The following is a 24,744-nucleotide window of genomic DNA, read 5'->3' as shown; positions in this document are numbered from 1 at the left end:
TGCAGAACGCCTGCGGACTTCCTTCTTCCCTCCCTATGCCCCTGAGTTGAACCCGGTCGAGTATCTCTGGTCCTGGACCAAAATGAATCCCCTCGCCAACCGCGCCTTCTTCGACATAGACGACTTGACCGTTGAAGCTCGACACGCCGCCCGATCCTTGCAGCACAAACAGACACTGCTACGATCCTTCGTGCAACACAGCCCTCTTCTTCTCAAATAGGACTTTATTTATGCAGTGGTCAATAACTATCGAAACGCGCACGCTTCCACAAAGGACGGGCGCGTTTTTCTTTACCTGATATTGATGGTCGTGGAACCGCATCTGCGATGAAAAAAGCCATAAAGGACTAAAGCGGTTGACCTGACGCTGGTGTCGCGCTTTACTTGAAACTGCACGAACCCCCTTTTTCAGGACAATTTATGAACCGCCTCGCTGCCCTTGGTTGCATCGCAGTCACCCTTGTGTTCCCATGCGCCCTTTCGGCACAACCCTCAGCAGGTTCCCTCACCGTAAGCGCAACCGGTGGTCCCGGCGGTTACACTCTCACGGCGAAGTATGTCACCACCCACGCGGTCTCCCATGCGCCTTCTGGAAATGTGACGTTTCAGGATACGACCTATTCCAATGCGACGGTTGCATCCGCACCATTTGCGAGCGTCAGTACTAGCCCTGGAGTCGGTCATATTTCCTCACCAAGCATCCTCAGCGGCAACACGACGATATACGCTGCAGTTGCAAAGGACTTTGACGGTGACGGAAAGCTCGATGTACTTCTGATCGACTCATCGTTCCATCTGAACTTCATCAAAGGAAATGGCGACGGAACCTTTCAGACGGCACAGGTCGAGCAATCGGCAACAACCGACGCCTTTGTCGTCGGCGACTTCAATCGCGATGGAAAGCTTGACCTGATCGTCGCAAACGACGCTGCAGACACAACATCGCTTCGCCTCGGGAATGGCGACGGAACCTTCCAGGCGCCGGTGGTTCTTTTTTCCGCGACCTCCGTAGTTTCTGGAGACTTCAACGGCGACGGCAAACTCGACCTTTATCTTTATCTTTACAACAGCTCGTCGGGAAGCCTTTATCCAGGCAACGGCGACGGCACCTTCGGGTCCGCAATCGCATCTCAACTAGCTACCGGATATGCTGTCGGCGACTTCAATGGTGACGGCATCACTGACATCGCCGGGGGTTCCACTGTCCTTCTGGGACAAAATAACGGAATCTTTCAACAGGTCACGCTCACGAGCAGCGTTGATGGGCAACCCGGCGATTTCAACGGCGATGGCAAACTCGACATTCTTGCATATACGTTTAACAATTCAGCGACCCTCTATCTCGGGAACGGCGATGGGACCTTTCAAGCGGGGACCACTTTCGATGTAGTTCCTACCGCGAGTTGGTTTTCATGGAGCTATGGCTCCCTTGCGGTTGGCGATTTCGATGGAAATGGCAGCGATGAATTTGTGCTTCTGGGTTCAGCCGTTATGAACAGTCAAGATGCTATGTTCGGGACCGCCTATACGATAGTCAGCATATTTTCCCGCCAAACTGATGGCAGCTTCTCCAAAGTTGTCTATTCAATTGGCAACAATGCGCAAACACCGGATTCAGCACCCTTTTCGGCTGCACTCATCGGAGACTTCAACTCGAGCGGCGCAAAGGGCCTTTTGGCGCTTACGCCCTCTGCTGGATCGAGCACGGTCCTGTCCGTATCGATTTTGTCCACATTCACCACTTCCGCTGCGAGCGCGTTTTTCTCGCCAAGTGGCAGCCACGCCGTAAAAGCTGTCTATGCCGGCGACACGAACTATGGCGCAGCCACTTCGTCGACAACGAATGTTCAGGGAAGCTCGGCGCAGACCACATTAAGTCTGAACGTCACACCAGCGAGCTCGGCGTACGATGAGCCGGTCGACATCACCGCAACCGTTTCACCGTGCTCCTCCGGCGGCCACTCCTGCAGCAATAACCTGGTCACGCTGTACGACGGTGCAACCAGTCTCGGATCATTTGCACCCTCTTCTTCCGGTGTCGTGCAGTTGACGACACGCACCCTCAGCCAGGGAACACATACTCTTTCGGCTACATTCGCTGGCGACGGTTATTTTTCCGCCGCCACCAGTAATACAGTGACGCTGGTCGTAGGTCCACGGGCACGCATTATCGGAACCCTTTCGCTTTCAATGAATTATGGCACGCCAGACAACTACACCTTGGAAGCAGACCTTGCTGTTCCATCGGTAAACGGCACTCCAACTGGAAACGTCAGCTTTATCGATACCTCAAATAACAACGCTGTCATCGGTACCGCCACCTTCGGCGCTGTTACACCGAAGCTTCAGACTGTAAACACGACGCAGCTCGGCACCGCGGAAACGCAGATTCTGTATGCCGCTGACTTTGATGGCGACGGAAAACAAGATCTGTTAAGTATTGACGGCTCGCCCACGGTTCTGCATGGCAACGGAGACGGGACGTTCACTGGCAGCTTGTCCACAAGCGGATGGAGCACATATCCATACGCGGTTGCGAAGTTCAATTCCGATCAGATTCTCGACGTTGTTGTCGCCTACGAGAATTCGATGACGGTATTTCTAGGCACTGGGAGTGGGACATTTCTACCGTCGTCTTCGATCTCCGATAGCAGCGACATGGTCTCGCCCATCCTCGCAGGCGACTTCAATGGCGACGGAAAACAGGATCTCTACAACGGCACGACAGGAAAGGTCTTCTTCGGCAATGGAGACGGGACATTCCAAAGTGGCGTAACCACCTCGATCGTGGCGCAACTTGCGGGCGACTTCAACGGTGACGGAAGGACAGACCTGTTTGGCCCCAATGGAGTATTTCTCGGGCAGGCAGATGGCACCTTCACCACGGTCTCCGCTCCTTCCAGCTACGCGACTGGGGCATTGGTCGCTGATTTCAATGGAGACGGAAAGCTTGATGTCTTTACGACTGGCAATGCACTGATGCTGGGCAATGGCGACGGCACCTTCCAGGCGCCGATTGCCGTCGATCTCGACGCGGGAGTCAGTAACCTGGGACATCCGAGATACTTTACCGGAGACTTCAATGGCGATGGGAAAAGGGATGTCGGTGTTGTGCTGGATCTCCCCACCAGTTATTCCTATCTCGTCGTGGCTTATGGCGATGGTACGGGGCATTTCGCGAATAAAAACGTAACGCTGTCGGGGTCGTCATCCACAGCAACATTGCTCGACGCGATTCCTCCCTACCTGCCGGACTTTAATGGAGATGGCGCCTCCGATGTCGCGGCGTTCCAGGAGAACGTCCCAGTTCCGCCCGGCACAAATACCTCCATCGTTCTCTATTCAGCACACAACGTCGCCTCTGCGATAGCCACGGGGCTGAGCGTGTCCGCTCCACCGAGCGGCAATCATACCGTCATCGCTTCGTACCCCGGCGATGTGAACTATATGGACGCGACCTCTACATCGTCTGTCCTGCTGTGGGCTCGCGACACAGCGACACTGACACTCTCCGTCAATCCCAACCCGGTTGACTATGGTTCCCAGATCAGCCTGACAGCCACGTTGTCACCGTACGATAACAACCATCCCACAGATTCTGAGTCGATAGACTTCTACGACGGCTCTTCCTACATAACAACTGGCACGTTGTCGCAGGGAAGTGCAACGGTAACGACGGCCGGTCTCCTGCCCGGAGCGCATTCGATTACGGCTAAATATTCTGGAGATAGCTACCTCAAGCCGACGACAAGTACTCCAGTCACCGTGAACGTCAATCATGCCCCGGTTTTGATCACCTGGTCCCCCGGCGCCATCAGCTACGGGATGCCGCTTTCGTCAACGCAACTGAATGCAACGGCCACAGCCCCGGGTACTGTCAATACACCTGTACCCGGAACGTTCACCTATTCACCAACTGCGGGAACAATTCTGGACGTCGGCAACCACACTCTCAACGCGACCTTTACTCCTACCGACAACGTGACCTATAACGTCACCGGCGCGCAAGCGGTCGTCGCGGTGAACAAAGCGAATCCAACGCTTGCCGTGACCCAGACGTCGCCGGACTCGCCGGGAACATCCGTCGGCCTCAGCACGACACTGCAGGCAACGGCAACAACAACTTATGGCACCCCCAGTGGCGTCGTTGTGTTTTACGACGGCGGCACGCAGATCGCCAGCACACAGCTCACCAACGGCGTTGCCACGGCCGCTGTTACCTTCTCCACGACAGGAAATCACTCCATCACCGCCACCTATCGGGGAGACAACAACTTCAACACCATAACCTCTCCGGTCTTCAACGAAGCGGTAGGTAAAGGTACGCCGGCTATCACCTGGCCCACGCCATCCGCCATCATCTATGGAACTGCACTTTCGTCAGCACAGCTGAACGCAAGCACTGCCGTTGCAGGCAGCTTTGTCTATTCACCGGCTGCAGGAACGGTGCTCGGTGCAGGATCGCAGACACTCTCCACAACCTTTACACCGGCAGATGGTGCCAACTACAACAGCGCTACCGCAACCACAACCGTTGTGGTCAACAAAGCCACTCCGTTAACGACCGTGACACAAGCGTCATCCGGGACACCCAACGCAGGCGCGAGCGTGACGCTGCAGGCAACAATCACTGCAAGCTATGGAACACCTTCGGGAACGGTTACCTTCTATGACGGAACCGCCTCGATCGGTACGGGAACCTTAGCCAGTGGATCGGTAAACCTGACTACCAGCTTCTCTACCGCGGGGACTCATCTCATCACCGCAATCTATACCGGTGACACCAACTTCAACTCGGCCACATCGTCTCCATTCAGTGAGATTGTCGCCAAAGTGACGCCATCGATCACATGGGCAACGCCGGCGGCCATAACCTACGGAACAGCACTCTCAGCAACCCAGTTGAACGCAACCAGCGCGACAGCCGGTGCCTTCGCCTACTCACCGGCCGCGGGCGCGATCCTCAACGCCGGCTCTCAGACGCTCTCGACGACCTTCACCCGACTGACACCGCAAACTACAGCGGCGCTATAGGCTCGACAACGTTGGTCGTAAACAAGGCGACGCCTTCGATCACGATCGCCCAAACATCGCCGATCACGATCGGTGTTGGCACCGGAGTAGCCACGACCTTCCGTGCAACGCTGGCCGGGTCTTACGGAACGCCGAGCGGGACCGTTGGCTTCTATGAAGGAACCTCGTTGCTGGGAACCGGGACTTTAATCAATGGCACCACCAGCGTAACCACTACCTTCTCCAGCACTGGAGTTCACACCATCACCGCGCTTTACACAGGCGACGCGAACTTCAATACCGTTACATCGGCTGCCTTCAATGAAACCGTCGTACTCTTCGGTATCGGCCTTGCAGCCAATCCAACAACGCTGACCATCAAACAGGGGCAGAGTGGCACAGCGACGATTACTGCGACGCCGACCGGCAACTACACCGGCGCATTAAACTTCTCCTGCGGCAATCTGCCCTCCAGCGTCTCCTGCAGCTTCGCTCCCGCGACGCTGACCTTCAATGGAGATAATCAGCCGCAGACCACAACGATTACGGTCAGCACGCGCACGACTTCAGCCGCTCTTAGAACGAGTTCAAGCCTGCGTGTGGCATCGATCCTCGCATTGCCCTTGCTCGCCTTCGGCTTTCGTCGACGCCGGATAGTGCAGCGTGGCTTACTGGTGCTATTCGGCGTAATGCTACTGATGCCCACAAGCGGATGCGGTGGTAGCCCTACCACCAGCTCCAACTTAGCTGCAACAGGACAGCAGACCGTCACGATCAATGCTCAGACCACGGCGAATGGTGGATCGACGCAGTCCTTCAACTTCTCCATCGTTATCGAGCCGTAGACAGAACCTGCGGCATCAATACAGAAGCGGGATTCAGCCAGAGCTGAATCCCGCTTCTGTTTAGCTACGATGGAGCGAGAAATTCGACACTGCGGAATTATGGAGCGGGCCTTCAGCCCTTCATTTCCTATCGGAAACGAGACCTGGGGCGTTGCCCCAGGCTGGTATAGAACGCGCCTTCAGCGCTTAGGATGACAGCATTTTGCTATGAACTTCAGACTCACCACACTATTTACTTTGCGTAGGCGTTGCTGTAGGTCCAGCGGTCGCACCAGTCGTTGACTGTCTGGTACCACAGCCGCGAGTTCTGTGGCTTCAGCACCCAGTGGCCTTCGTCCGGGAAGTACAGCATCTTGCTTGGCACCTTGAGCCGCTGCAGCGCGGTAAAGAGTTGGAAGCCCTCGCTGACGTCGAGGCGATAGTCTTTCTGGCTATGAACGACCAGCGTAGGCGTCTTTGCGTTTTTGATATTTAGCATGGGTGACCATTTGCGGAAGGGATCTCGTGCTGCAGGCAGCAATGCGTAGCGCCAGGGCTGACCCGGCTCCTTGTCGCCAGCACGGCGGAACTCCCACTCGTTGAACCACATCTCTTCCGTAGAGCCGTAAGCTGACTGCGGATTGTACATACCGTCGTGTGTCACGATGCACTTGAATCGGTTGTTGTGCGTCAGAATCCAGTTCGCCATGAAGCCGCCATAGCTCGCACCGAGTGCACACTCACGGTCTTTGTCGATGAAGGGATAATGCGCCTCAGCGTAATCGAGTCCCTTCATCAGATCGATGTACGGCTTACCGCCCCAGTCTCCATTTACGCCGTCAATGAAGGCCTGCCCATAACCAGTAGAACCGCGCGGATTGATCATGACTACGACATAGCCGTTGGCGGCAAAGAGTTCAGGATTCCAGCGATAGCTCCACATATCTCCCCAGGCCCCCTGTGGGCCACCGTGGATGAGGAATTTCAAAGGGTACTTCTTCTGTGAATCGAAGTTTGGCGGACGGATGATGAAGCCCTGCACAGAAGTGCCACCGGCGCCTGGGAACTTGAAAGATTCCATCGCGGGGAGTTCAAGCGAATGGATCAGCTCCTCATTCCCCTTTGACAACTCGGAGTAATGATCGGACGGGCCTGCGGCTGTCAGCGAGACGATACCCGCCGGGCGGTCTACTTTCATCGCGGCCGCAATCAATGTCTTGCCGTCTGGTGTCAGGGCCAGAGAACTGAACTCCGCTCCATGAACGATGTCTTTTGCTTCTCCGGCAGCTGGACCATCAACATCAATCGCAAACACAGGCTCCTGCCCCTCAGAACCAGACGCGAAGTAGATCCGCTTCGAATCGGGCGACCAGGTGAACTCGTCCACCCAATTGTCGAATCGTCTGACCGCCTCTGTAGCGGTTTTCTTCTCCCGGTCATACAACATCAACCGGAAGCGGTCTGATTCATAGCCGGGCCGCGCCTGCGAACGGAAAGCGAGATACTTTCCGTCCGGAGAGTATGCCGGACCATCATCGCTGCCGGGTGAGGTTGTAACCTTGACCGGCTTCCCACTCGACGACGTGAGATCCACCGTGTAGATGTCATTGTTGGTGCTGGCCGCTGGAACCTCATCCATATTCACCACATAGGCCAGCTCTTTCTCGTCGGGCGAGAACGCATAGCCAATAGGCCCTCCAAGCGAGAAGGTAGGAGCGATATGGTCTTTGATATCGCGTGTGGGTGTCAGATCGCGCATCTGCTTGCCATCGGCGCTGACCAGCAGAATGTGGCTGCGTTTCAGTCCCTGGTAGTGGTCCCAGTGACGGTAGAGAAGACCATCCCAGATCTGCGCCTTTACGGGGCTTTTTGCCGCAGCATCGTCTTTCGTTTTGTTGCAGGCATCATCCACTGCGCCTTCCCTGGCGCACTCCGGATAGACATCGCTGACAAACGCGATCCAGTTGCCTTTCGGAGACCAAATAGCGCCGTCCGCCTCGGTAGAGATATTGGTCAGCTTTTGTGACGGACCGACCACTCCCTGCTGCTCATCCCAGGGAGCGAGATAGATCTGCTGGCTCCCCTCGTTGCTGGAGAGGAAGAGCACCTGCTTGCCATCGGGCGAGAAGCGGCCGCCGGTCTCACCGTCTTTGCCCGCTGTGATGGCCTTCTCCTTCGCGCTGCCGTCGACGGGAACGGTATAGAGGTGAGTGGTCTTTTTATTCGTAGCCAGATCCACTGAGGTGGCCGAAAACATGACCCACTTGCCTGAGGGCGAGACCTGAGGGTCGGCAACACGTTTGATCTGTTGCAGGTCTTCGAAGGTCATCGGGCGTTTTACCTGCCCGGAAGCTGCCACAACTGTACCGAAAACCATCGCGCTGAAGAGAAGGAAGGGTCGCATGAGGAGATTAGTCTACCGCCGCTCGCGCAACCCGGTGCAGCCATGTTTGTTGCGCGCAACAAGGTGCAACAAAACGCGTTTGAGCAGAACGTAAGGCGGAGGTTACCGCATATGAATAGGATCAAGTCGGCAACGAAGTGGATGGGCGGGGCGGCAATAGCTGCCGCGATGTTCTTCGGTCTCTCTCACAAAGCAGAGGCGCAGCGTGTCTCGTTCGGTGTGCAGATCGGCGGTCCCGTCGTTGTAGCCCAGCCTGCGTATCCGTATGCCTATGCCTACAACGGTGGCTACTACAACGGAGCTTACTGTGACCGTGACGACTGGCGCCGCCGCCAGTACTGGCAGCACGAGCGTTGGGAACGCGAACGCCACTATGACCGTGACTACTATCGCGACTACGACCATGATCGCGGACGCGACTTGGACCGTGACCACGGCTATGGGTACGGATACGGCTACGGACGCCGCTAAGTACGCCTTCCACCCGGGGCGGGTGCACGTTACCCGTCCCGCATTTTTCCTTTTGAGTCAGTAGGTTACAGCAGCAACCCAAGACATCTTGAAAGGTTGCGCGCAACACAAAGCGATGTTTCCCGTTCAACTGGATGTACGCAGGAGGTAAATGCGATGAGTGCTCTGAAGACAATTTCCAGGTGGATTGCCGGCGCCGCGTTGGCCGGCGCGATGTTCGTGGCGGCTCCGCAAAAGAGTGAGGCCCAGGTTGCGGTTGGCGTTCAGATTGGCGGCCCAGTGCTGGTAGCTCGGCCGGTGCCGCCGCCCTATTATCGGCCGTACTATGGTGGCTATTACCGGCCCTATGGCTACTATCGGCCTTACGGCTACTACGCTCCGAGACCTGTCTACTACGCTCCGCGGCCAGTGTATGTGCGGCCGGTGCCTCCGCCCTACTACTATCGCCCGGGCGTCAGCTTCGGGGTTCGCGTACGGTAACAAAAAACATAAAAAATCCCCGCTCTCATGGAGCGGGGATTTTGTTTTAAGCGGAGTTAGAGAAGAGTAGCGTCGAGGGTGATTTCGGCCGCAGCCAGTAGCCGCGAGATCGGGCAGTTCTTCTTGGCGCCATCCGCGATTTCGTGGAACTTCGCGGCATCAAGCCCGGGAATGCTGGCCTTGACCGTAAGCAGGATCTCGTTGACGGTGGGTGCGCCATTGACCATATCGAGGGTGACTTTCGCGGTGGTATCGATGGAGGCCGGCGGCGTGTTGTTCTTGGTCAGTTCGGCCGAGAGAGCCATCGAGTAGCAGCCGGCATGGGCGGCGGCGATCAGCTCCTCGGGGTTGGTGCCTGGCTTGTTCTCAAAGCGCGTAACGAACGAGTACTCCTGATCCTTGAGGACGCCGCTCTGCGTCGAGATAACGCCGCTTCCGTCCTTCAGTCCACCCTTCCATACCGCGGTTGCAGTGCGATCTGCGATAGCCATCGATTCTTTCTCCTTGTAGCGGTTAGATGCTGCGATTTTTTTCGCGTTGCAGGTGTATGCTCCTGCCATGCAGACGCAACCTGAACAAACGGTTGAGACGGCCGCCGAGGATACGGAGAGCTGCCCGCTACCCGGCGAACACCACCAAGTGTACTGTCCGACGTGCTCGGCGCGCCTTACCAGCCGCCGGTGCAAGCTGATCTGTGACCAGTGCGGCTATTACATGTCGTGCGCGGATTATTACTAAAGCGTGCACCTTTGGCGTTTAAAGTTCCGGCCTTTTTTGTTTGTCATTTCGGAGCGCTCGGGTTCCCGCCAGCTTAGCTGGCTGGGGTGAAGCGTAAGCGGAGAAATCTGCTTTTGTGCCGATAACTCTGACCTAGGCAGACCCGAAAATCAGATCCGTTCGGGATGACAAACAAAAGGGGCTGTGCCCAGGCCCAGACGGCCACAGCTCCGGGTTCGATAGACTATTGCCAGTACCCTGGCAATGAAGATCCTCTCCAACTGGCTCCGCTCCTACCTTCCTGCGCTCACCGTCTCTGACCGTCAACTGGCCGATGACCTGACCCTGCGCGGCATCGCCGTCGAAGGTGTCTTCGAATTGAACGACGGCAACGGCTCTCTGTTCGAGATGGACATCACCACCAACCGCGTGGATGCGATGAACCACTACGGTGTGGCCCGTGAGGTAGCAGCCATCTATGACGTTCCGCTGCAGCCGCTGGATCTGGCGCTGCCCACTCCCTCCGCAGGTGAGTCTCACCCGGTGCGCATTGAGGCGAAGGAGCTGTGCGGACGCTTCACAGCCCAGGTGATCCGCGGCGTGGCCGTTAAGGCGAGCGAGGGCGACATCGCCTCGCGTTTTGCGGCACTGGGGCAGAAGCCAATCTCGAACGCGGTCGACATTACCAACTACACCTGGCTGGCGATGGGCCACCCGACGCATGTCTTCGATCTGGACAAGATCGAGGGCGCCATTGTGGTGCGCACCGCGCGCAAGGGCGAAACCATCAAGCTGCTGGATGGCACCGACAAAGTGCTGGAAGCCGACGACCTGGTCATCGCCGACGAGAAGAAGGCGCTTGGTCTGGCCGGCGTGATGGGTGGCTGGGACTCGCGCGTCACGGAAGAGACGAAGAACATCCTGGTGGAGGCTGCTTGGTTCGATCCAGCGAGCATCCGCCGGAGTTCACGCCGTCACGGCCTACATACCGATGCCTCGCATCGTTTCGAGCGCGGCGCGGATATCGCGGCTGCACCGGCGGCCAATGCCTTGGTCTCAAAGCTGATCCTGCAGTCCTGCGGCGGCACTCTGACCGGAGCGATGACCAATGTTCTGATTCCGGAGGTCGAAGCAAAGACAGTGAAACGCCCTCCGATTGCTCTGGCAGCAAGTGAAGTGCAGCGCCTGCTTGGCTCCACAATCGATGGCAAAGGCATTACCGCCTGTGTTGTGGAGCAATATCTGCGTGCCCTGGGCTGCGTCCTGACCCCTGCCGGCGATAGTTCCTATGCGGTGACGTTGCCCTCGTGGCGGCTTGATCTTGAGCGTGAGATCGATCTGATTGAAGAGGTCGCACGCGTGTATGGCTACAACCGGTTCGAGAATACGCTGCCGTCGTTCTCCGGTGGAGTCGTGGAGCTGCCCCACGAAGCTCCGGAGAGCGCGGTACGCTCGACATTGCTTGCCGCGGGTTTTACGGAGGCGATCTCCAGCACCTTTGCCTCCGAAACCGACTCGCAGACCTTCGCAGGCGGCGGTGTACCGATGGGCAATCCGCTGAATGAAGAGGCAGGTAATCTGCGGCCATCGCTGCTGCCCGGCATGGTGACCATGCTGGCGACGAACCTGAACCGCGACGTAAATGACGTTCGCCTCTATGAAATGGGCACACGTTTCACAGGATCGACAGCAAAGGTCGTCGAAGAGCCATCACTCTCTCTCGGAGCAACCGGCGGAGCCCGCGCCACCGCACTGGTAAACGAGGCCGATGCCCTCTTCTACGAGTTGAAGGGCGCGCTCGAAAAGCTGTTTGCTCGGTTCCGCATCACAGCGCCGGTGTATGCGCAGAAAGATCTGCCGTCGTGGATTGAGCCAGGCCGCGGAGCCACGATCAGCATTGAAGGCCAAATCGTGGCCGCGCTCGGAGAGCTGTCTTCGGCAGAAGCCGCTAAACGCAAGCTGCGGCAGCCAGTTTGGCTGGCCGAGGTAAACCTGGCGAAGCTCTTCGCCTTCCCGCTACGCACACCGGTAGCGCATGAGATCTCGCGCTACCAGGCAGTCGAGCGCGACTTCTCGTTTGTCTTCCCCGATGCCGTGACATGGGCAGCAGTGGAAGCCGCGATTCATGGACTCGGAAACGCCGAGCTGCTGCGAGTGGCTCCGGAGGAGATCTTCCGCGATGCGAAGGGCAAGGCTGTCGCTGCCGGACACTACTCCTTGCTGACCCGCGTAGTCTTTCAGTCGCAGGAGCGAACGCTGCGCGACGAAGAACTGACGGGCTGGTCGGCCGAGATCATCAAAACTCTGGAAGGGCTTGGCGGCAAACTGCGCGCGTAGGGCTTGTCATCCAACTCCTCCAGGCAACGTTGTGAAGAGACGGGTGCCGAGCCAGATTCCCAGCTTGTGGATTTCCAGCCACACATCCACCCGCACGAAGGCTATACTTCGCCCAGAAGAGGTAGATTTTCAGCTATGAGCACCGCCCCAACCACCGTAACCGTTGATGAACTGCAGGCACTTGAACAGAAGGTGCTCCGTGCCGTTGAGATTGTCCGCAAGGAGCGCGAAGAGCGCGCCGCCGCCGAGGCGAAGGTCGCGCAACTCACGCAGCAGGTGCAGTCACTGCGCGAACAGCTCGAGCTGCAGCAGATGGAGACCCAGGACGTCCAGACCCAGGTCGAGACCCTGAAGGGCGAACGTGAAAACGTGCGCGGACGCATGGAGAAGCTGCTCGAGCAGCTCGAGACGCTGTAGGAGGAACGATGGCAGAAGTCCCCCAGGCCGTCAGTGTTGATATCTACGGGCAGATCTATAATCTGCGCGGAACCGACACGCAGTACATCGAACGTCTGGCCGCGTTGGTCGACGCAAAAATGCGTGCCGTCGCTGCCCATGGCGCAACTGTAGATTCTCTGCGTGTCGCTGTTCTGGCAGCATTGAATATCGCCGATGAATTGGAGCAGGCACGCGGACGCTACTCGGAGCTTGAGGGCAGCGTGGAAGAGACCTCAACAACCGTGCGCAACCGCGCCGATTCGTTGGCAGGTCTGCTCGATTCGATTCTGGAAGAACGCCGCGTCGGCTGATGTGGTTCCAATCAAACGCGAAAAAGCCCCGCGGAGAGCGGGGCTTTCTTGTGTGTTGCAACCGTGCAGATCTGGGAACAATTTGAGTTATGCTTCTGCCGCAACCGGCTCAGACTTCTCGACGACCGCCGGGCCGCCCTTGGCGTCCGTACCACCGGGCTTGCGGATATCGATACCGCCCTTGAAGAAGGCGCCGTCCTCGATGCTGATACGGGCAGCGATCACATCGCCGGTCAGCGAGCCTTCGCTACGAATCTCCACGCGATCACTGGCCTGGCAATTGCCACGCACCTTACCCAGCACGACGATTTCGCGCGCGCTGATGTTTGCGGCTACCTGACCATTACGGCCAACCGTTACACGGTTCCCCGGCAGATTGATGGCGCCTTCCACCTTGCCGTCGATGAACAAGCTCTCCGAACCGGAGACTTCGCCCTTGACGACGAGGGATTTGCCAATCGTAGCCTGCTCGCCGGTCGTGGCGGCAGCAGGAGAAGAAGCAGGTGTCCGCGCCGCTGCCGGTTCATAGCCGGTCGCTGGCGGGGTCGGACGAATTGGTTCGGGGGTTGAGGTGGGCACGTTGCCGGGCTGGTTCGGTTTCCACATGGTGAATCCTGTTTCCTTTCGTTCGTACGCGTGTTTGACTGCGGCTCGCGTCCGCTGCCCTTTAGGGTTGATATTACTCCGTGGTTAATCCCCTAGTCGCAAAGTTTGCGGAAAACTAGGGACGCTTTCCACAGGGCACCTATCTTGTAACCAGCGAAGATATGGAGAAAAAAGGACTTCGCTCGCGGAAGGGCGACCCTTGTTTTTTGCCTGCGGAACCCGGCACCATTAAGCCATGCTGACCCTGGATGAATTGCTGAAGGAAGCCGAGATCGCGCACGGACATCTTTGTGCCGGGCAGATTCTCGGAGTGCGTATGGCAATGCTGGCTTGTGCCCGTCTGGGGATCGACGAGCCCCGCGGAAAAGACCGCAAGCGCCTGGTCACCTGGATCGAGATTGATCGCTGCGCCACCGACGCGATCGGTGTCGTCACCGGCTGCCGGCTGGGGAAACGAGCTCTGAAGCCAGTTGACTATGGCAAGATGGCTGCGACCTTTGCTGATCTCTCTCTGCCTCTGGGTGACGATCGCTACAAAGCGATCCGCGTCTGCGCGCTGGAGAGCAGCAAGCAGCGGGCAAAGGAACTCTATCCTGACGTCGAACCAAAGAACGCGCAGCAGATGCTGGCCTATCGCGAAATGCCGGAAGCGGAGCTGTTCAGCGAGGAATGGGTCTCGGTGTATCTGCCGCCAAAAGAGTTTCCGGGATACAAGGGGGAGCGCGTCGCCTGCGCACAATGCGGTGAAGGCATCAACTATGACCGCTTTGTGGTTGGCGAAGGTGAGGGAGAGATATTGTGCCGAGCCTGTGCTGCACCCAAAGAGCGGTATTATCAGCCTCTCTAGTTGCTGGTTGCTAGGGCGTATCGACAAATTCCAGATAGCCATACTCTGGGTGCCCCATCCATCGCAAATGGCCCCAACGAACGAAGTTCGTCGGGGACCCCGATACGCGATGGTGGATGTTCGAGCGAAGCTCGAACCGGTGGGAGCCGTGGGCTTTCAGCCCACGGTCTATCGGCCCAATATTGAAATGGGCTTTTAGCCCTGGGCTTTTCCTCACAGACAGAAGAGGCCCAGGGCTAAAAGCCCGTCTACTTTTACGCCTTATCAGCGGGCTCAAGCCCGCTGCTCCCACCACTTTCACTCAGGCTGTATCAGATCAACTGAATTTGTCGATACGCCGTAGTTCCTGGTTGCTAGTTGGTACATTCGAATAGCCCATACTCTGGTTCGATTACCCCTAGATTCGGATCGACCTAATGCGCGTGGGTATGGTCGCAGTCGTGATGTGCTTCTTCCGGAGGTGCGCAGCAGTTCTCTTCCGCGCCAGGGCAGCACTCCATCTCGAACTGGATCGTTGTGTGAGTGATATGGAAGTTGCGGCGTAGCGCCCCTCGGATTCCATCAAGGATTCCGGCCTGGTCCTGCATAGGAACATCGCCAACGGTGACATGGCTGGCCAAAGCATAGCTCTGCGATCCCAGGCTCCAGACATGCAGGTCATGCACATCCCGCACACCAGGGATGTCACGCATCGCCTCGCGAACATCGGCCAGGCAGAGACTGCGCGGTGTGCCTTCCAGCAGAATATTCAGGGTCTCGCGCACGATCCCGATACTCGACCACAGGATCATGGCAGCAATGCCAATCGAGAGGACAGGATCGATCCAGCGCAGGCCAGTCCAGGCAATCGCCGCACCTCCGACGATCACAGCGGCCGTCGACAGGGCGTCACCCATCATGTGCAGGAAGACCGAGCGCAGATTCAGATCGCGGCCCACACGCCAGAGCAACAGCGCAATGACGCCATTCATCACCACCCCAAAGGCGGCGACCGTCATCATGATCCCCGGCTGCACATCGACTGGCCGGTAGAGACGACCGACGGCGGCGAGGCCGATCCAGATGGCGATCACGATCAGGGTGATGCCGTTGACAAACGCGGCCAGAACACCGGCGCGCTGATAACCGAAGGTCTTTTCGTCCGTAGCCGGTTTGGCCTGGAAATAGACGGCCACAAAACTGAGCAGGATGGCGAAGAAGTCGCTGGCATTGTGGCCAGCCTCGCCGACCAGAGCCAGCGATCGGGCACGGATGCCGAACCACAGAGTCGCGATCACATAGAGCGCCGTCAGCAGCAGCGAAAACTGCAGCACGCGTTGCGTCTTACCGGTCGGACTGCCGTGAACATGCATCGATCAGAGAGCTCCTGCGGAAGTGCCTTCGCTGCCGCGCAAACCGCTCCAGCTTTCGGCGAGCACGATGCTATTGCCGGGGTTGCGGGGATCGTACTTGATGCTTACCGGAAGGTCCCAGCGAACTTTGGCGATACGGTCCCGGAGCGGTGTAACGTCCTGTGCGGCTTCGTATTCGACACCGGCAAGCTCATATTTGTAAACCAACACATCCGGAATCTCTTCCGGACCGGTGGCTTCCACAATGGTGCCGTCGATCAACCTTCCGGACTCGGCCAGAAGCTGGCGCCGGCGGCGTTCCAGCTCCTCCGGTGATGGCTTGCGGCGAAGCGCCAGCCATGCGGTGATCGCCACAGCGACCACCAACCCGCCGCCGATGGCGATCGCCACCCGCGGATGGTGGATCACGGCTTGAACCAAAGGAAGCCCAGCAAAACGCATTGCGAAAAGTACCTCAGACTTGCTGCCGCTAGTATGACATCGCAACCGGGCAGCCTGACGGTTTTCCCGCCACCTGACACTTATTTGATGCCCATCCGCATGGCCTGGAAGCGCGGCGAGGCGGCGTACAATAAGGTGTGAGCAAAACCGCTGCAAGCAAAGGAAATTCCGCCCAAACCGGACACCAGATCGGGCATCCGATCGACCTCTCCGCCGGCCGCATCCGGTCGACGACGGTCATCTGTGTGCGGCGCAATAACCAGGTGGTAATGGCCGCCGACGGGCAGGTCACCCTGGGCGCGAGCGTTCTGAAGCACTCGGCCAAAAAGATCCGCCGGCTGTATCAGGACAAGGTGCTGGCAGGATTTGCGGGTTCGACCGCCGATGCTTTTTCGCTCTTCGGGCGCTTCGAATCGAAGCTGGAGCAGTATGCCGGCAACCTCGGCCGCGCAGCGGTAGAGCTGGCCAAGGACTGGCGCACCGACAAGATGCTGCGGCAGTTGGAAGCCCTGCTCGTCGTAGCGGACCTGAACCAGACCTTCCTCCTCTCTGGAACCGGGGACGTGATCGATCCGGATGAAGGCATCTGCGCCATCGGCTCCGGCGGCAGCTTTGCCCTTGCCGCCGCCCGCGCGCTGTACCAGAACACAGAGATGGGCGCCCGCGAGATCGCCGAGAAGTCAATGAAGATCGCCGGCGACATCTGCATCTACACCAACCAGACATTCACGATTGAAGAGCTGAAGGCTTAGGAGTACCTCATGGCCATCTACCTTCCCGGCACCGCCGAAGACCAGGCACTCGCGCTTGATGAGCTGACGCCCCGCGAGATCGTCGCCGAACTCGACAAATATGTCGTCGGCCAGAAGGCTGCCAAGCGCGCCGTCGCCATTGCCCTGCGCAACCGCATGCGCCGTCAGAAGCTCTCCCCAGAGCTCGCCGACGAGATCATGCCGAAGAACATCATCATGATCGGGCCCACCGGTGTGGGCAAAACCGAGATTGCCCGGCGCCTGGCCAAGCTGACCAACTCGCCTTTCCTGAAGGTCGAAGCCAGCAAATTCACCGAAGTCGGCTACGTGGGCCGCGATGTCGAATCCATTGTGCGCGATCTCGTCGAGATCTCTATCGACATGGTGCGCGAGGAGAAGCTGGAAGAGATCGAAGACAAGGCCGAGCTGAATGCCGAAGAGCGTCTGCTCGATTTGCTGTTGCCGCCCACGCCTGTTGTACCGCCGGTGGCAACCCAGGATGGCAAACCGTTGCTGGAAGGGAATGTCGAGGCTGCGCAGGCAAGCGAGCACAAGACACGCGAGAAGCTCCGCCAGCAGTTCCGTGAAGGCAAGCTGGATGACCGCACCGTCGAGCTGGATGTCCGTGACAAGAATGGCCCGTCCTTCGAAATCATCACCAGCCAGGGCCAGGAGGAGATGGACGTCAATCTGAAGGACATGCTTCCCGGCCTCTTCGCTCCGCGCACCAAGAAGCGCAAGATGAAGGTGCCCGAGGCCTTCGATTACCTGGTGCAGGAAGAAGAGCAGCGGTTGATCGACCTGGACCAGGTCACGCGCCAGGCCGTCGAGCGCGTCGAAGACTCCGGCATCGTCTTCCTGGACGAGATCGACAAGATCGCCGGACGCGAAGGCGGACACGGCCCCGATGTTTCACGCGAGGGCGTTCAGCGCGACATTCTACCCATCGTTGAAGGCACCACCGTCAGCACAAAGTACGGCATGGTCTCAACCGACCACATCCTGTTTATCGCCGCCGGCGCTTTCCATGTCTCGAAGCCTTCAGATCTGATTCCCGAGCTGCAGGGCCGCTTCCCCATCCGGGTAGAGCTGCAATCGCTCACCGTAGAAGACTTCATCAAGATCCTGACCGAGCCGAAGTCCTCGCTGACCAAGCAATACACGGCGCTGCTGGAGACCGAAGGCGTCAAGCTGGAGTTCACCGCGGAGTCACTGCGCGAGATGGCGGAGTTTGCCTTCCGCGTGAATGAGACAACGGAGAATATCGGCGCCCGCCGTCTGCACACCATCATGGAACGGGTACTGGACGAGATCAGCTTCCAGGCTCCCGATCTCTTCAAGAGCCCCAAGATCGAAGACGGTCAGCCGACGATTCCTGTTGAGGATCGCCAGACCAAGGCCGGGCCGGTGGAGAAGGTGATTGTCATCGGACCGGAGTATGTAAAGACGCAGGTCGCCAGCATCGTGAAGAACGAAGACCTGAGCCGCTACATCCTCTGATAACGCCCAGGATACGGCGGCGGCATCGGAGTGCGGTTGCGGATCGTGGTGATCAACAGCCAGATCAGGCCGCCGACAAACAGGATCGGCGCCAGCGGAATCAGAACCCAGAGCGGGCTGGACGAGATCACACGATTTCCGTGTATGGTTGCGCCCTTTTCCGTAAAGTTTCCGCCAACCGCGGCTAAATCGCCGCCGATGCTGGCCCCTTCCTCCAGGGTGATGGGGGTCGCGAACGCGGCGACATCGCCCGAGATGGATTTGCCCTCATCGACCTGCAGCTTGCCAAAGGCAATGGCAACGTCACCAGTCACGCGGCCGTGCACAACGACATCGCAGAAGACACAGGCGACGTCGCCGACAGTCTCGTTCTCTCCAACAATGATGTGGTTTCCAACTCCTGCGCGATCTTCAGAGCTGCGGGCATGCGCTACGACAGCGGAGATGGATAGAAGCGAAACGGCAGCAAGAATCGGTAGACGACGCATGAAACCACTCCTCGCGGTGCACCCGATTCTACCGTGAGCACCGGCGGCTCGTACTAAAATTGAACTTTGGCCCTGTGCGCTTGATGGTGCACACAAACATGCGCCACGCCGGAAATAGACATGCCGCAGGAACTCGCAAAAGCCTACGATCCAACCTCAATTGAAGAACGCTGGGCCCGGTACTGGATTGAAGAACGTCTGTTCGACGTACCAACCCCGCCTTCGGGTACGTCTGCCGGCGAGAAAAAGTTCGTCCAGCTTCTGCCTCCGCCCAACGTCACCGGCCGCCTGCACATGGGCCACATGCTGAACCAGACGGAGATGGACATCCTGGCCCGCTGGCATCGCATGAAGGGCGAGCGCTCTCTGTGGGTTCCGGGTACCGATCACGCCGGCATTGCCACCCAGATGATGGTGGAGCGCCAACTTGCGTCAGAGAACACAACTCGCCAGCAGCTCGGCCGCGAAGCCTTCGCGAAGCGTGTCTGGCAGTGGAAGCAGGAGTACGGTGGCGCCATTACCGGACAAATGCGGCGTCTGGGCGCCTCTGTCGACTGGTCGCGCGAGTACTTCACGATGGACGAAAACCTCTCCACCGCGGTGCGTGAGGCCTTCGTCCGTCTCTACGAACAGGGCCTGATCTATCGCGGCTCGTACATCGTCAACTGGTGCCCGCAGCAGCAGACCGCCGTCTCTGACCTGGAAGTAGTGCACGAGGAGCAGGCCGGCAAGATCTATCACATCCGCTACGACCTGGCTGATGGCTCCGGCTCGATCACCGTTGCCACTACACGTCCGGAGACGATGCTGGGCGATGTCGCTGTTGCCGTGAACCCGAACGACGAACGCTACAAGGCGATGATCGGCAAGCTGCTGGTGCTACCGCTGGTCGGCCGTGAGATTCCGATCGTCGCCGATGATTGGGCGAATCCGGAGTTTGGCACCGGCGCGGTGAAAGTGACACCGGCCCACGATCCCAATGACTTCGAGATAGGCAAGCGTCACAACCTGCCGAACCTGAATATCATGGACGAGACCGCGCATATCCTCCTGCCGGACTCACCCTACAACGGCCTGGACCGCTACGCCGCGCGCGAGAAGGTTGTGGCCGACCTGGAAGCCCAGGGGAATCTGGTCGCTATCAAGGACCACACCAACTCCATCGGCCGCTGTGACCGCTGCAAAGCCATCGTAGAGCCACGCCTGTCGAAGCAGTGGTTCGTCAGGATCCAGCCGCTCGCTGACAAGGCGATTGCCGCCGTGGAGGAAGGTCACATCCGGTTTATACCGGAGATGTATGCGAAGACCTACTTCGAGTGGATGCGGAACATCCACGACTGGTGCATCTCGCGTCAGCTCTGGTGGGGACATCGTATTCCCGCATGGCACTGCCCGAAGTGTTCCGGCATCACCGTCGCGCGGGAAACCCCGGTAGCTTGCACGGCATGTGGCAACGATGAGTTGGAGCAGGAGACCGATGTGCTGGACACATGGTTCTCCTCTGGCCTGCTTCCCTTCACCGTCTTCGGCTGGCCGGAGGCGGGTGCGGCGCTGGAAGCCTTCTATCCGACTGAGCTGCTGGTTACCGGTTTCGACATCCTTTTCTTCTGGGTAGCCCGCATGATCATGCTGGGATGCCACTTCATGCTTGATGTCCCCATGCCCGACGGCAGCAAACGTACGTTGAAAGATGCAGTGCCGTTCAAGGAGGTTTACATCCACGGCCTGGTGCGCGATGCCGACCGCCAGAAGATGTCGAAGACCAAAGGCAACGTGATCAACCCGATCGAGATCATCGAGCGCTTTGGAACCGATGCCGTGCGTTACACCCTGGCCAGTCAGGCCTCGCCCGGAACCGATATCGCCTTCAACGAGCAGCGCACCGAAGGATATCGCGCCTTCGCCAACAAGATCTGGAATGCGGCCCGCTTCCTCTTCATGCAGATTGAGAAGGCGAAAGAGGCAGGCTACAAGATCCGCCTGGGCGAGAACCTGCCCGTGACCGTGCTGCCGGCGGAGACTCCGCTGGAGACGCGCTGGATCTTTGCCCGTCTCTCCGTCGTAAGCACCGAAGTGGAGACAGCGCTGAACAACTACCGCTTCGATGAGGCCTCAGCGGCCGTCTACCAGTTCTTCTGGGGCGAGTTCTGCGACTGGTACCTGGAGCTGGTCAAGCTGCGTCTGAACTTCGACCGCCCGGGGAATGCCGAAACTGCGATCACGCTGGCCTCGCTGGTCGGAGTCTTTGAAGCTGCACTGCGGCTGCTTTCTCCGTTCATGCCCTTCCTTACGGAAGAGGTGTGGCATGCGCTATATGACAACGAGCCATATGCCAAGTCGATTGCGCTGACACGTTATCCCCAGGCGAGCGACTTCCCTTGCTACAAGGATGCGGAAGAGAACATGGCGTTGCTGCAGGATCTCATCGTCTCCATCCGCGGCCTGCGCAAAGACGCTGCGGTGCCGGAGAAGGAGTTCGCTCCTATTCGCATCTTCGCCGACAACCAGGTCATCGCCGTGGTCGATGCCAATCGCGAGATGCTGTCGCGGCTGGCGCGTGTTGATGCAGTGGACTTTATGGAAGGTGCGCTGAGCGGCGCCAACGTCCGCAATACGCCGAAGTTCGATGTGGCAGTCGTCTACGAGCGCCAGATCGATGTGGCTGCGGAGACCGAACGCCTGAACAAGGAGCTCGCCAAGTTGAGCAAAGGCCTCGAGGCCGCGGCGAAACAGCTTGGTAATGAAGCGTTTGTCGGAAAGGCTCCGGCACACGTCGTGGAAGGTTTGAAGAAGCAACAGGCAGAGACCCAGTTGCTGTACGACAAAGCCAAAGCGGCATTGGAAGCGCTGCAATAAGCTGACAACGCGGCGTCCTCCTTCGGCGTCTTACATCGCCCAAGGAGGACGCCATGGCAATTCAGAAAACGCCCCACACCCAGCCACAGCAGAATGTCGATGTTGCGCAGAGCGAATTGGCTGAAGACCAGGCGATTGAAGACCTTGGCCTGAGCGCCGAGGAAGAGCGGCGTTACGTCACTCGGGAAGCAGGGCAAATGGGAGGAGACCGGGCCCCACTGCACACCGATCAACGGCAGATTGAACGCCACTCCGTTCAGAGTTCACAGGCCCCTGTGGGCAAACTCAATACGCGTACCCCCGAGGGGAAGAACCAGGGGATCACCTCTCACTCCGCAAGTGAGGAGTCGGCGCGCCAACATAAAGTCACCGACAAACGCGAGGATGCCCAGGCGGGCGTCAATCGTTTCCGCAAGAGTGCCTGATATCAACAACCACAAGGAACAAAGGGCCGCTGAGAGGCGGCCCTTTACGTTCTACCGGCCACACGGAATCAACCACACCTCGGCGACCTGACCGCCTCGACCACCTCCGCCAGCTCCGGTAGGCCGGTTCCATGCGAGATCCAGATCTCCGTGTGCTGTTAGCGCCGGGTTGAGATCGTATTCGACAACTTCAGGATTGGTAGCGCGCAAACGATACGGCTGAAGCTCGGTGTCCCCGTTTGCAGTAAGACGCATAGGCAGGTGGTACTCCTCGCCAGCGTAGACGATGCGGAGACGATAGGGGCAGGCTGTCTGCAGATGATCGTAGTGCATCCGCAATGGTGTCTCGTAGAGAGTCTCTGCGTAGCTCAACCACGACAGCTTCCATCCATGCTCCAGAGTCTGGTCGGCGATCCCATCGATCGCGGTCTGGTAGAGCTCAGGGTCTTGTTCCCATCCTTTGCCACGCACCAGATGCGGCTCCGCCGCGGGATTGCCGAGATCATCGTAGAGCGTTCCAACCTGTAGGCTCACGGAGTGGGCGAGTTGGTGCAGACGCTGGATGCGCTCTTCTTCAGATGCCTGCTGCAATGCTTTGCTGATCTCGGACGTAATCCAGACACGGTCGTTGAGCGGTGTATCGGCGCGGTCGAGGTTGGCCCCGCGCTCCCAGTTGGAGGCTTGATAACGGGAGACACTTAGCTGCAGTCCAGCCTCGTGAAAGAGATCGTCCGCGAGTTGAAAGAGCTGCTGGTGCAATTCTGTTTCCGTTGCCGATGGCGAGCTGGACATAAGCACGGTGCGTGCGTGATTGGCGATCTCTTCACTGCGTCCGGAGCCTGTAAGCGCTGCATAGGCTTCCTGTTCCGCAGCAGCCTCCCGCTTACGCTTCTGCTGCACGTATGCATCGTAAACAGCACGATAGAGCAGCGACTTCCAGCGCCATCCACTCTGGGCCGGCTGCGATATATGGCGGAACTCCGCGAGCGTTTTGGGGATATGCGTATTGGTAAGGAGCGGACCGCTCCAATTCCGCTCCAGATCTTCGATAGCAGAGGTAGCCTGTTCTGCCCTCTGCGCACTCCAGGCATGCAGGAAGTAGCGAGCATATTGCGTAAGCGTCTGATGCGCGGAATATGAAGACGACCAACCCCACTGCGCCCACAGGAACTTGTTCACATCATCATTGACTCCCTCGGAGTACAGCATGAACCCGGAGTGCAGCGGAGCGAAGTGACGGTAGATCGCGGCGAAGCCCGCAGGCCGCGGGCAGATAGGTTCACGCCCTTCGGTCAGTGCGAAGATCGGGTCCCACTCCGGCACCGGAAACTGCGCGTGCATCGTATGTGCAATGTCAGGATAGAACTCGAGGGTGATTTCGCGGGGAATGCGCTGACGCTGTATCGGCAGACCATCACGCGACTGCGGTCCGAAGAAAACGCCAGTCAGCCATGATGGCTTCTGCCGCAGCAGGCGATAAAAGGTCTCATAGCGTTGGGCATCGAAACCCTGCCCGGAGATCCAGATAGTGGCGGCCGGATGATAGCGATGAAGGATCTCGGCCTCCCTTTGTACAAGAGGAAAGAGAAGCTCGGGAGGCGTACGGCCAGGATCACCGCCGGGGATGTGGAGCGAATCGACCAGAGGAAGCTGACGCACCAGGGCCTCAAAGTCCTTCAGCTCATCCTCCTGGTCCTGGGTACGGCCGTAGTCTTTTCTGAGCTCCGGATAGTAGAGGTCAAAACGCAGGCCATAGGCGGCACTCATGCGCGAAAGGCCGATCACAGTCTCAAGCGCCGGAGCAGGGTAGAGGGGGCTGGTGGGAGCATCGTCTGAGACCGGAGCGACCACCTGCATGGTGTTCATCCCGAAGACAGCCAGATCGCGCAATTGCCGTTCAAACTGCGGCAGCGTCCAGGCATCGTACGTGTTGTTCTTCATCCGGTAGCCGATCTGGTAGCCGCGTACGGGTTTCTCCGGTGCGGTGAAGAAGGCTTTCGTCGCAAAGAGCGTCGCGGTGTTGTTCGTTGCGAGTTGGCGCAGAAGCCAGCCGATGCCGAAGAGCTCGCCCCGAGCATCATTCCCGGCAATCACCAGAAAAGGAGTATCGTGCCAGCGAAGCGGCGCAATCAGATAGCCTTCCGCAGCCGATGAGGGATGGAGCTGCGAGAGAGTTCCCTGCCATGAGTTCTGCAAATCGGCTGGCAGAAGTGCGGGAACCTGTTGCCGCGTCGCGATGAGGAGTAGCGGGGCGGCCGGGCGTGAAGGCGCTTGCTCAACAAACTTGAGAGGCACGCTGGTGTGTCTGGCGGCCTCCTCATGCAGCATCTCGATGGCCTTCGCCTCGACCGGCGTCTGCGGGCGGGCGAAAACGACAGTGCGGACCTGCGCCCACGCGCAGCCGGCACACACCGAAAGACAGGCGACAAGCAAAGTGATTCGTCTCATGCGCTTTTTGAGTATCCCATGAACAATTGTCGAT

20 protein-coding genes are annotated in these 24,744 nt (G+C 58.5%); 13 read left to right on the top strand and 7 right to left on the bottom strand.

From position 1 onward, the window contains the following. The 3 genes from OHL21_RS10445 to OHL21_RS10435 all read left to right on the top strand — a co-directional run. Nucleotides 1-220, top strand: a 220-nt coding sequence (locus OHL21_RS10445; protein WP_263417208.1) for a transposase, incomplete at its 5' end; no start/stop codon positions are given. Nucleotides 221-420: 200 nt separating this feature from the next. Further along, entirely contained in the window at nucleotides 421-5,034 is a 4,614-nt protein-coding gene (locus tag OHL21_RS10440) for a beta strand repeat-containing protein (RefSeq protein ID WP_263417207.1), read from the top strand. An 11-nt stretch (nucleotides 5,035-5,045) separates the two neighbouring features. Continuing rightward, nucleotides 5,046-5,858 carry an Ig-like domain-containing protein gene (locus OHL21_RS10435; protein WP_263417206.1) on the top strand — a complete coding sequence of 271 codons (813 nt, stop codon included), beginning with the start codon at nucleotides 5,046-5,048 and terminating at the stop codon, nucleotides 5,856-5,858. 232 nt (nucleotides 5,859-6,090) lie between these two features. Here the strand turns inward: OHL21_RS10435 and OHL21_RS10430 are convergent, their stop codons facing one another. Further along, the gene (locus tag OHL21_RS10430; RefSeq protein ID WP_263417205.1) at nucleotides 6,091-8,241 is read right to left on the bottom strand and encodes a S9 family peptidase; all 2,151 of its coding nucleotides are present in this window, start codon (nucleotides 8,239-8,241) and stop codon (nucleotides 6,091-6,093) included. Nucleotides 8,242-8,352: 111 nt separating this feature from the next. On the opposite strand from OHL21_RS10430, the gene OHL21_RS10425 reads away from it, so the two are divergent. Together OHL21_RS10425 and OHL21_RS10420 are read left to right on the top strand one after the other, a co-directional pair. Continuing rightward, the gene (locus tag OHL21_RS10425; RefSeq protein ID WP_263417204.1) at nucleotides 8,353-8,712 is read left to right on the top strand and encodes a hypothetical protein; all 360 of its coding nucleotides are present in this window, start codon (nucleotides 8,353-8,355) and stop codon (nucleotides 8,710-8,712) included. Between the two features lie 156 nt (nucleotides 8,713-8,868). After that, nucleotides 8,869-9,192: a hypothetical protein gene (locus OHL21_RS10420; protein ID WP_263417203.1), complete on the top strand. Its 324-nt coding sequence runs from the start codon at nucleotides 8,869-8,871 to the stop codon at nucleotides 9,190-9,192. A 56-nt stretch (nucleotides 9,193-9,248) separates the two neighbouring features. Here OHL21_RS10420 and OHL21_RS10415 read toward each other — a convergent pair whose 3' ends face one another. Further along, nucleotides 9,249-9,683: an OsmC family protein gene (locus tag OHL21_RS10415; protein ID WP_263417202.1), complete on the bottom strand. Its 435-nt coding sequence runs from the start codon at nucleotides 9,681-9,683 to the stop codon at nucleotides 9,249-9,251. Between the two features lie 490 nt (nucleotides 9,684-10,173). On the opposite strand from OHL21_RS10415, the gene pheT reads away from it, so the two are divergent. The 3 genes from pheT to OHL21_RS10400 all read left to right on the top strand — a co-directional run bounded on the left by pheT (nucleotide 10,174) and on the right by OHL21_RS10400 (nucleotide 12,995). Further along, entirely contained in the window at nucleotides 10,174-12,246 is a 2,073-nt protein-coding gene (gene pheT / locus OHL21_RS10410) for a phenylalanine--tRNA ligase subunit beta (protein ID WP_263417201.1), read from the top strand. A 135-nt stretch (nucleotides 12,247-12,381) separates the two neighbouring features. After that, nucleotides 12,382-12,663 (top strand): hypothetical protein, encoded by a 282-nt coding sequence (locus OHL21_RS10405; RefSeq protein ID WP_263417200.1) that lies wholly within the window; start codon nucleotides 12,382-12,384, stop codon nucleotides 12,661-12,663. An 8-nt stretch (nucleotides 12,664-12,671) separates the two neighbouring features. Further along, entirely contained in the window at nucleotides 12,672-12,995 is a 324-nt protein-coding gene (locus OHL21_RS10400) for a cell division protein ZapA (protein WP_263417199.1), read from the top strand. An 87-nt stretch (nucleotides 12,996-13,082) separates the two neighbouring features. Here the strand turns inward: OHL21_RS10400 and OHL21_RS10395 are convergent, their stop codons facing one another. Further along, nucleotides 13,083-13,601, bottom strand: coding sequence for a bactofilin family protein (locus tag OHL21_RS10395; RefSeq protein ID WP_263417198.1), 519 nt, complete (start codon nucleotides 13,599-13,601; stop codon nucleotides 13,083-13,085). Nucleotides 13,602-13,836: 235 nt separating this feature from the next. Between OHL21_RS10395 and OHL21_RS10390 the strand changes: the two genes are divergently transcribed. Next, nucleotides 13,837-14,448 (top strand): FmdE family protein, encoded by a 612-nt coding sequence (locus OHL21_RS10390; protein WP_263417197.1) that lies wholly within the window; start codon nucleotides 13,837-13,839, stop codon nucleotides 14,446-14,448. Between the two features lie 413 nt (nucleotides 14,449-14,861). On the opposite strand, the gene OHL21_RS10385 is transcribed toward OHL21_RS10390, so the two are convergent. Together OHL21_RS10385 and OHL21_RS10380 are read right to left on the bottom strand one after the other, a co-directional pair. After that, a complete protein-coding gene (locus OHL21_RS10385) occupies nucleotides 14,862-15,800 on the bottom strand; it encodes a cation diffusion facilitator family transporter (protein ID WP_263417196.1) in 939 nt (312 codons plus the stop codon). 3 nt (nucleotides 15,801-15,803) lie between these two features. Next, entirely contained in the window at nucleotides 15,804-16,241 is a 438-nt protein-coding gene (locus OHL21_RS10380) for a hypothetical protein (protein ID WP_263417195.1), read from the bottom strand. Between the two features lie 137 nt (nucleotides 16,242-16,378). Between OHL21_RS10380 and hslV the strand changes: the two genes are divergently transcribed. Next, a complete protein-coding gene (hslV, locus tag OHL21_RS10375; RefSeq protein WP_449649504.1) occupies nucleotides 16,379-16,993 on the top strand; it encodes an ATP-dependent protease subunit HslV in 615 nt (204 codons plus the stop codon). A gap of 9 nt (nucleotides 16,994-17,002) precedes the next feature. Next, nucleotides 17,003-18,493, top strand: coding sequence for an ATP-dependent protease ATPase subunit HslU (hslU, locus tag OHL21_RS10370; protein WP_263417194.1), 1,491 nt, complete (start codon nucleotides 17,003-17,005; stop codon nucleotides 18,491-18,493). Here hslU and OHL21_RS10365 read toward each other — a convergent pair. After that, nucleotides 18,481-18,981, bottom strand: a complete 501-nt coding sequence (locus OHL21_RS10365) for a bactofilin family protein (RefSeq protein ID WP_263417193.1) — start codon at nucleotides 18,979-18,981, stop codon at nucleotides 18,481-18,483. The genes hslU and OHL21_RS10365 overlap by 13 nt on opposite strands. 120 nt (nucleotides 18,982-19,101) lie before the next feature. Here OHL21_RS10365 and OHL21_RS10360 point away from each other — a divergent pair, with 120 nt between their 5' ends. After that, on the top strand, nucleotides 19,102-21,837 hold the full coding sequence (locus OHL21_RS10360) for a valine--tRNA ligase (RefSeq protein ID WP_263417192.1): 2,736 nt from the start codon (nucleotides 19,102-19,104) through the stop codon (nucleotides 21,835-21,837). 53 nt (nucleotides 21,838-21,890) lie between these two features. After that, nucleotides 21,891-22,262 carry a hypothetical protein gene (locus OHL21_RS10355; protein WP_263417191.1) on the top strand — a complete coding sequence of 124 codons (372 nt, stop codon included), beginning with the start codon at nucleotides 21,891-21,893 and terminating at the stop codon, nucleotides 22,260-22,262. 51 nt (nucleotides 22,263-22,313) lie between these two features. Here the strand turns inward: OHL21_RS10355 and OHL21_RS10350 are convergent, their stop codons facing one another. After that, on the bottom strand, nucleotides 22,314-24,710 hold the full coding sequence (locus tag OHL21_RS10350) for a hypothetical protein (RefSeq protein ID WP_263417190.1): 2,397 nt from the start codon (nucleotides 24,708-24,710) through the stop codon (nucleotides 22,314-22,316). Between the last annotated feature and the right edge of the window lie 34 nt (nucleotides 24,711-24,744).

Origin of the sequence: Terriglobus albidus, assembly GCF_025685425.1 — a bacterium.
GTDB lineage: Bacteria > Acidobacteriota > Terriglobia > Terriglobales > Acidobacteriaceae > Terriglobus > Terriglobus albidus.
This window is presented reverse-complemented; position numbering and strand designations above follow the sequence as displayed.

Excerpts from the sequence above, each read along its gene's own strand:
- OHL21_RS10440 (WP_263417207.1), top strand. The coding sequence starts at position 421 with ATGAACCGCCTCGCTGCCCTTGGTTGCATCGCAGTCACCCTTGTGTTC.
- OHL21_RS10430 (WP_263417205.1), bottom strand. The coding sequence starts at position 8,241 with ATGCGACCCTTCCTTCTCTTCAGCGCGATGGTTTTCGGTACAGTTGTG.
- OHL21_RS10425 (WP_263417204.1), top strand. The coding sequence starts at position 8,353 with ATGAATAGGATCAAGTCGGCAACGAAGTGGATGGGCGGGGCGGCAATA.
- OHL21_RS10420 (WP_263417203.1), top strand. The coding sequence starts at position 8,869 with ATGAGTGCTCTGAAGACAATTTCCAGGTGGATTGCCGGCGCCGCGTTG.
- OHL21_RS10415 (WP_263417202.1), bottom strand. The coding sequence starts at position 9,683 with ATGGCTATCGCAGATCGCACTGCAACCGCGGTATGGAAGGGTGGACTG.
- pheT (WP_263417201.1), top strand. The coding sequence starts at position 10,174 with ATGAAGATCCTCTCCAACTGGCTCCGCTCCTACCTTCCTGCGCTCACC.
- OHL21_RS10405 (WP_263417200.1), top strand. The coding sequence starts at position 12,382 with ATGAGCACCGCCCCAACCACCGTAACCGTTGATGAACTGCAGGCACTT.
- OHL21_RS10400 (WP_263417199.1), top strand. The coding sequence starts at position 12,672 with ATGGCAGAAGTCCCCCAGGCCGTCAGTGTTGATATCTACGGGCAGATC.
- OHL21_RS10395 (WP_263417198.1), bottom strand. The coding sequence starts at position 13,601 with ATGTGGAAACCGAACCAGCCCGGCAACGTGCCCACCTCAACCCCCGAA.
- OHL21_RS10390 (WP_263417197.1), top strand. The coding sequence starts at position 13,837 with ATGCTGACCCTGGATGAATTGCTGAAGGAAGCCGAGATCGCGCACGGA.
- OHL21_RS10385 (WP_263417196.1), bottom strand. The coding sequence starts at position 15,800 with ATGCATGTTCACGGCAGTCCGACCGGTAAGACGCAACGCGTGCTGCAG.
- OHL21_RS10380 (WP_263417195.1), bottom strand. The coding sequence starts at position 16,241 with ATGCGTTTTGCTGGGCTTCCTTTGGTTCAAGCCGTGATCCACCATCCG.
- hslU (WP_263417194.1), top strand. The coding sequence starts at position 17,003 with ATGGCCATCTACCTTCCCGGCACCGCCGAAGACCAGGCACTCGCGCTT.
- OHL21_RS10365 (WP_263417193.1), bottom strand. The coding sequence starts at position 18,981 with ATGCGTCGTCTACCGATTCTTGCTGCCGTTTCGCTTCTATCCATCTCC.
- OHL21_RS10360 (WP_263417192.1), top strand. The coding sequence starts at position 19,102 with ATGCCGCAGGAACTCGCAAAAGCCTACGATCCAACCTCAATTGAAGAA.
- OHL21_RS10355 (WP_263417191.1), top strand. The coding sequence starts at position 21,891 with ATGGCAATTCAGAAAACGCCCCACACCCAGCCACAGCAGAATGTCGAT.
- OHL21_RS10350 (WP_263417190.1), bottom strand. The coding sequence starts at position 24,710 with ATGAGACGAATCACTTTGCTTGTCGCCTGTCTTTCGGTGTGTGCCGGC.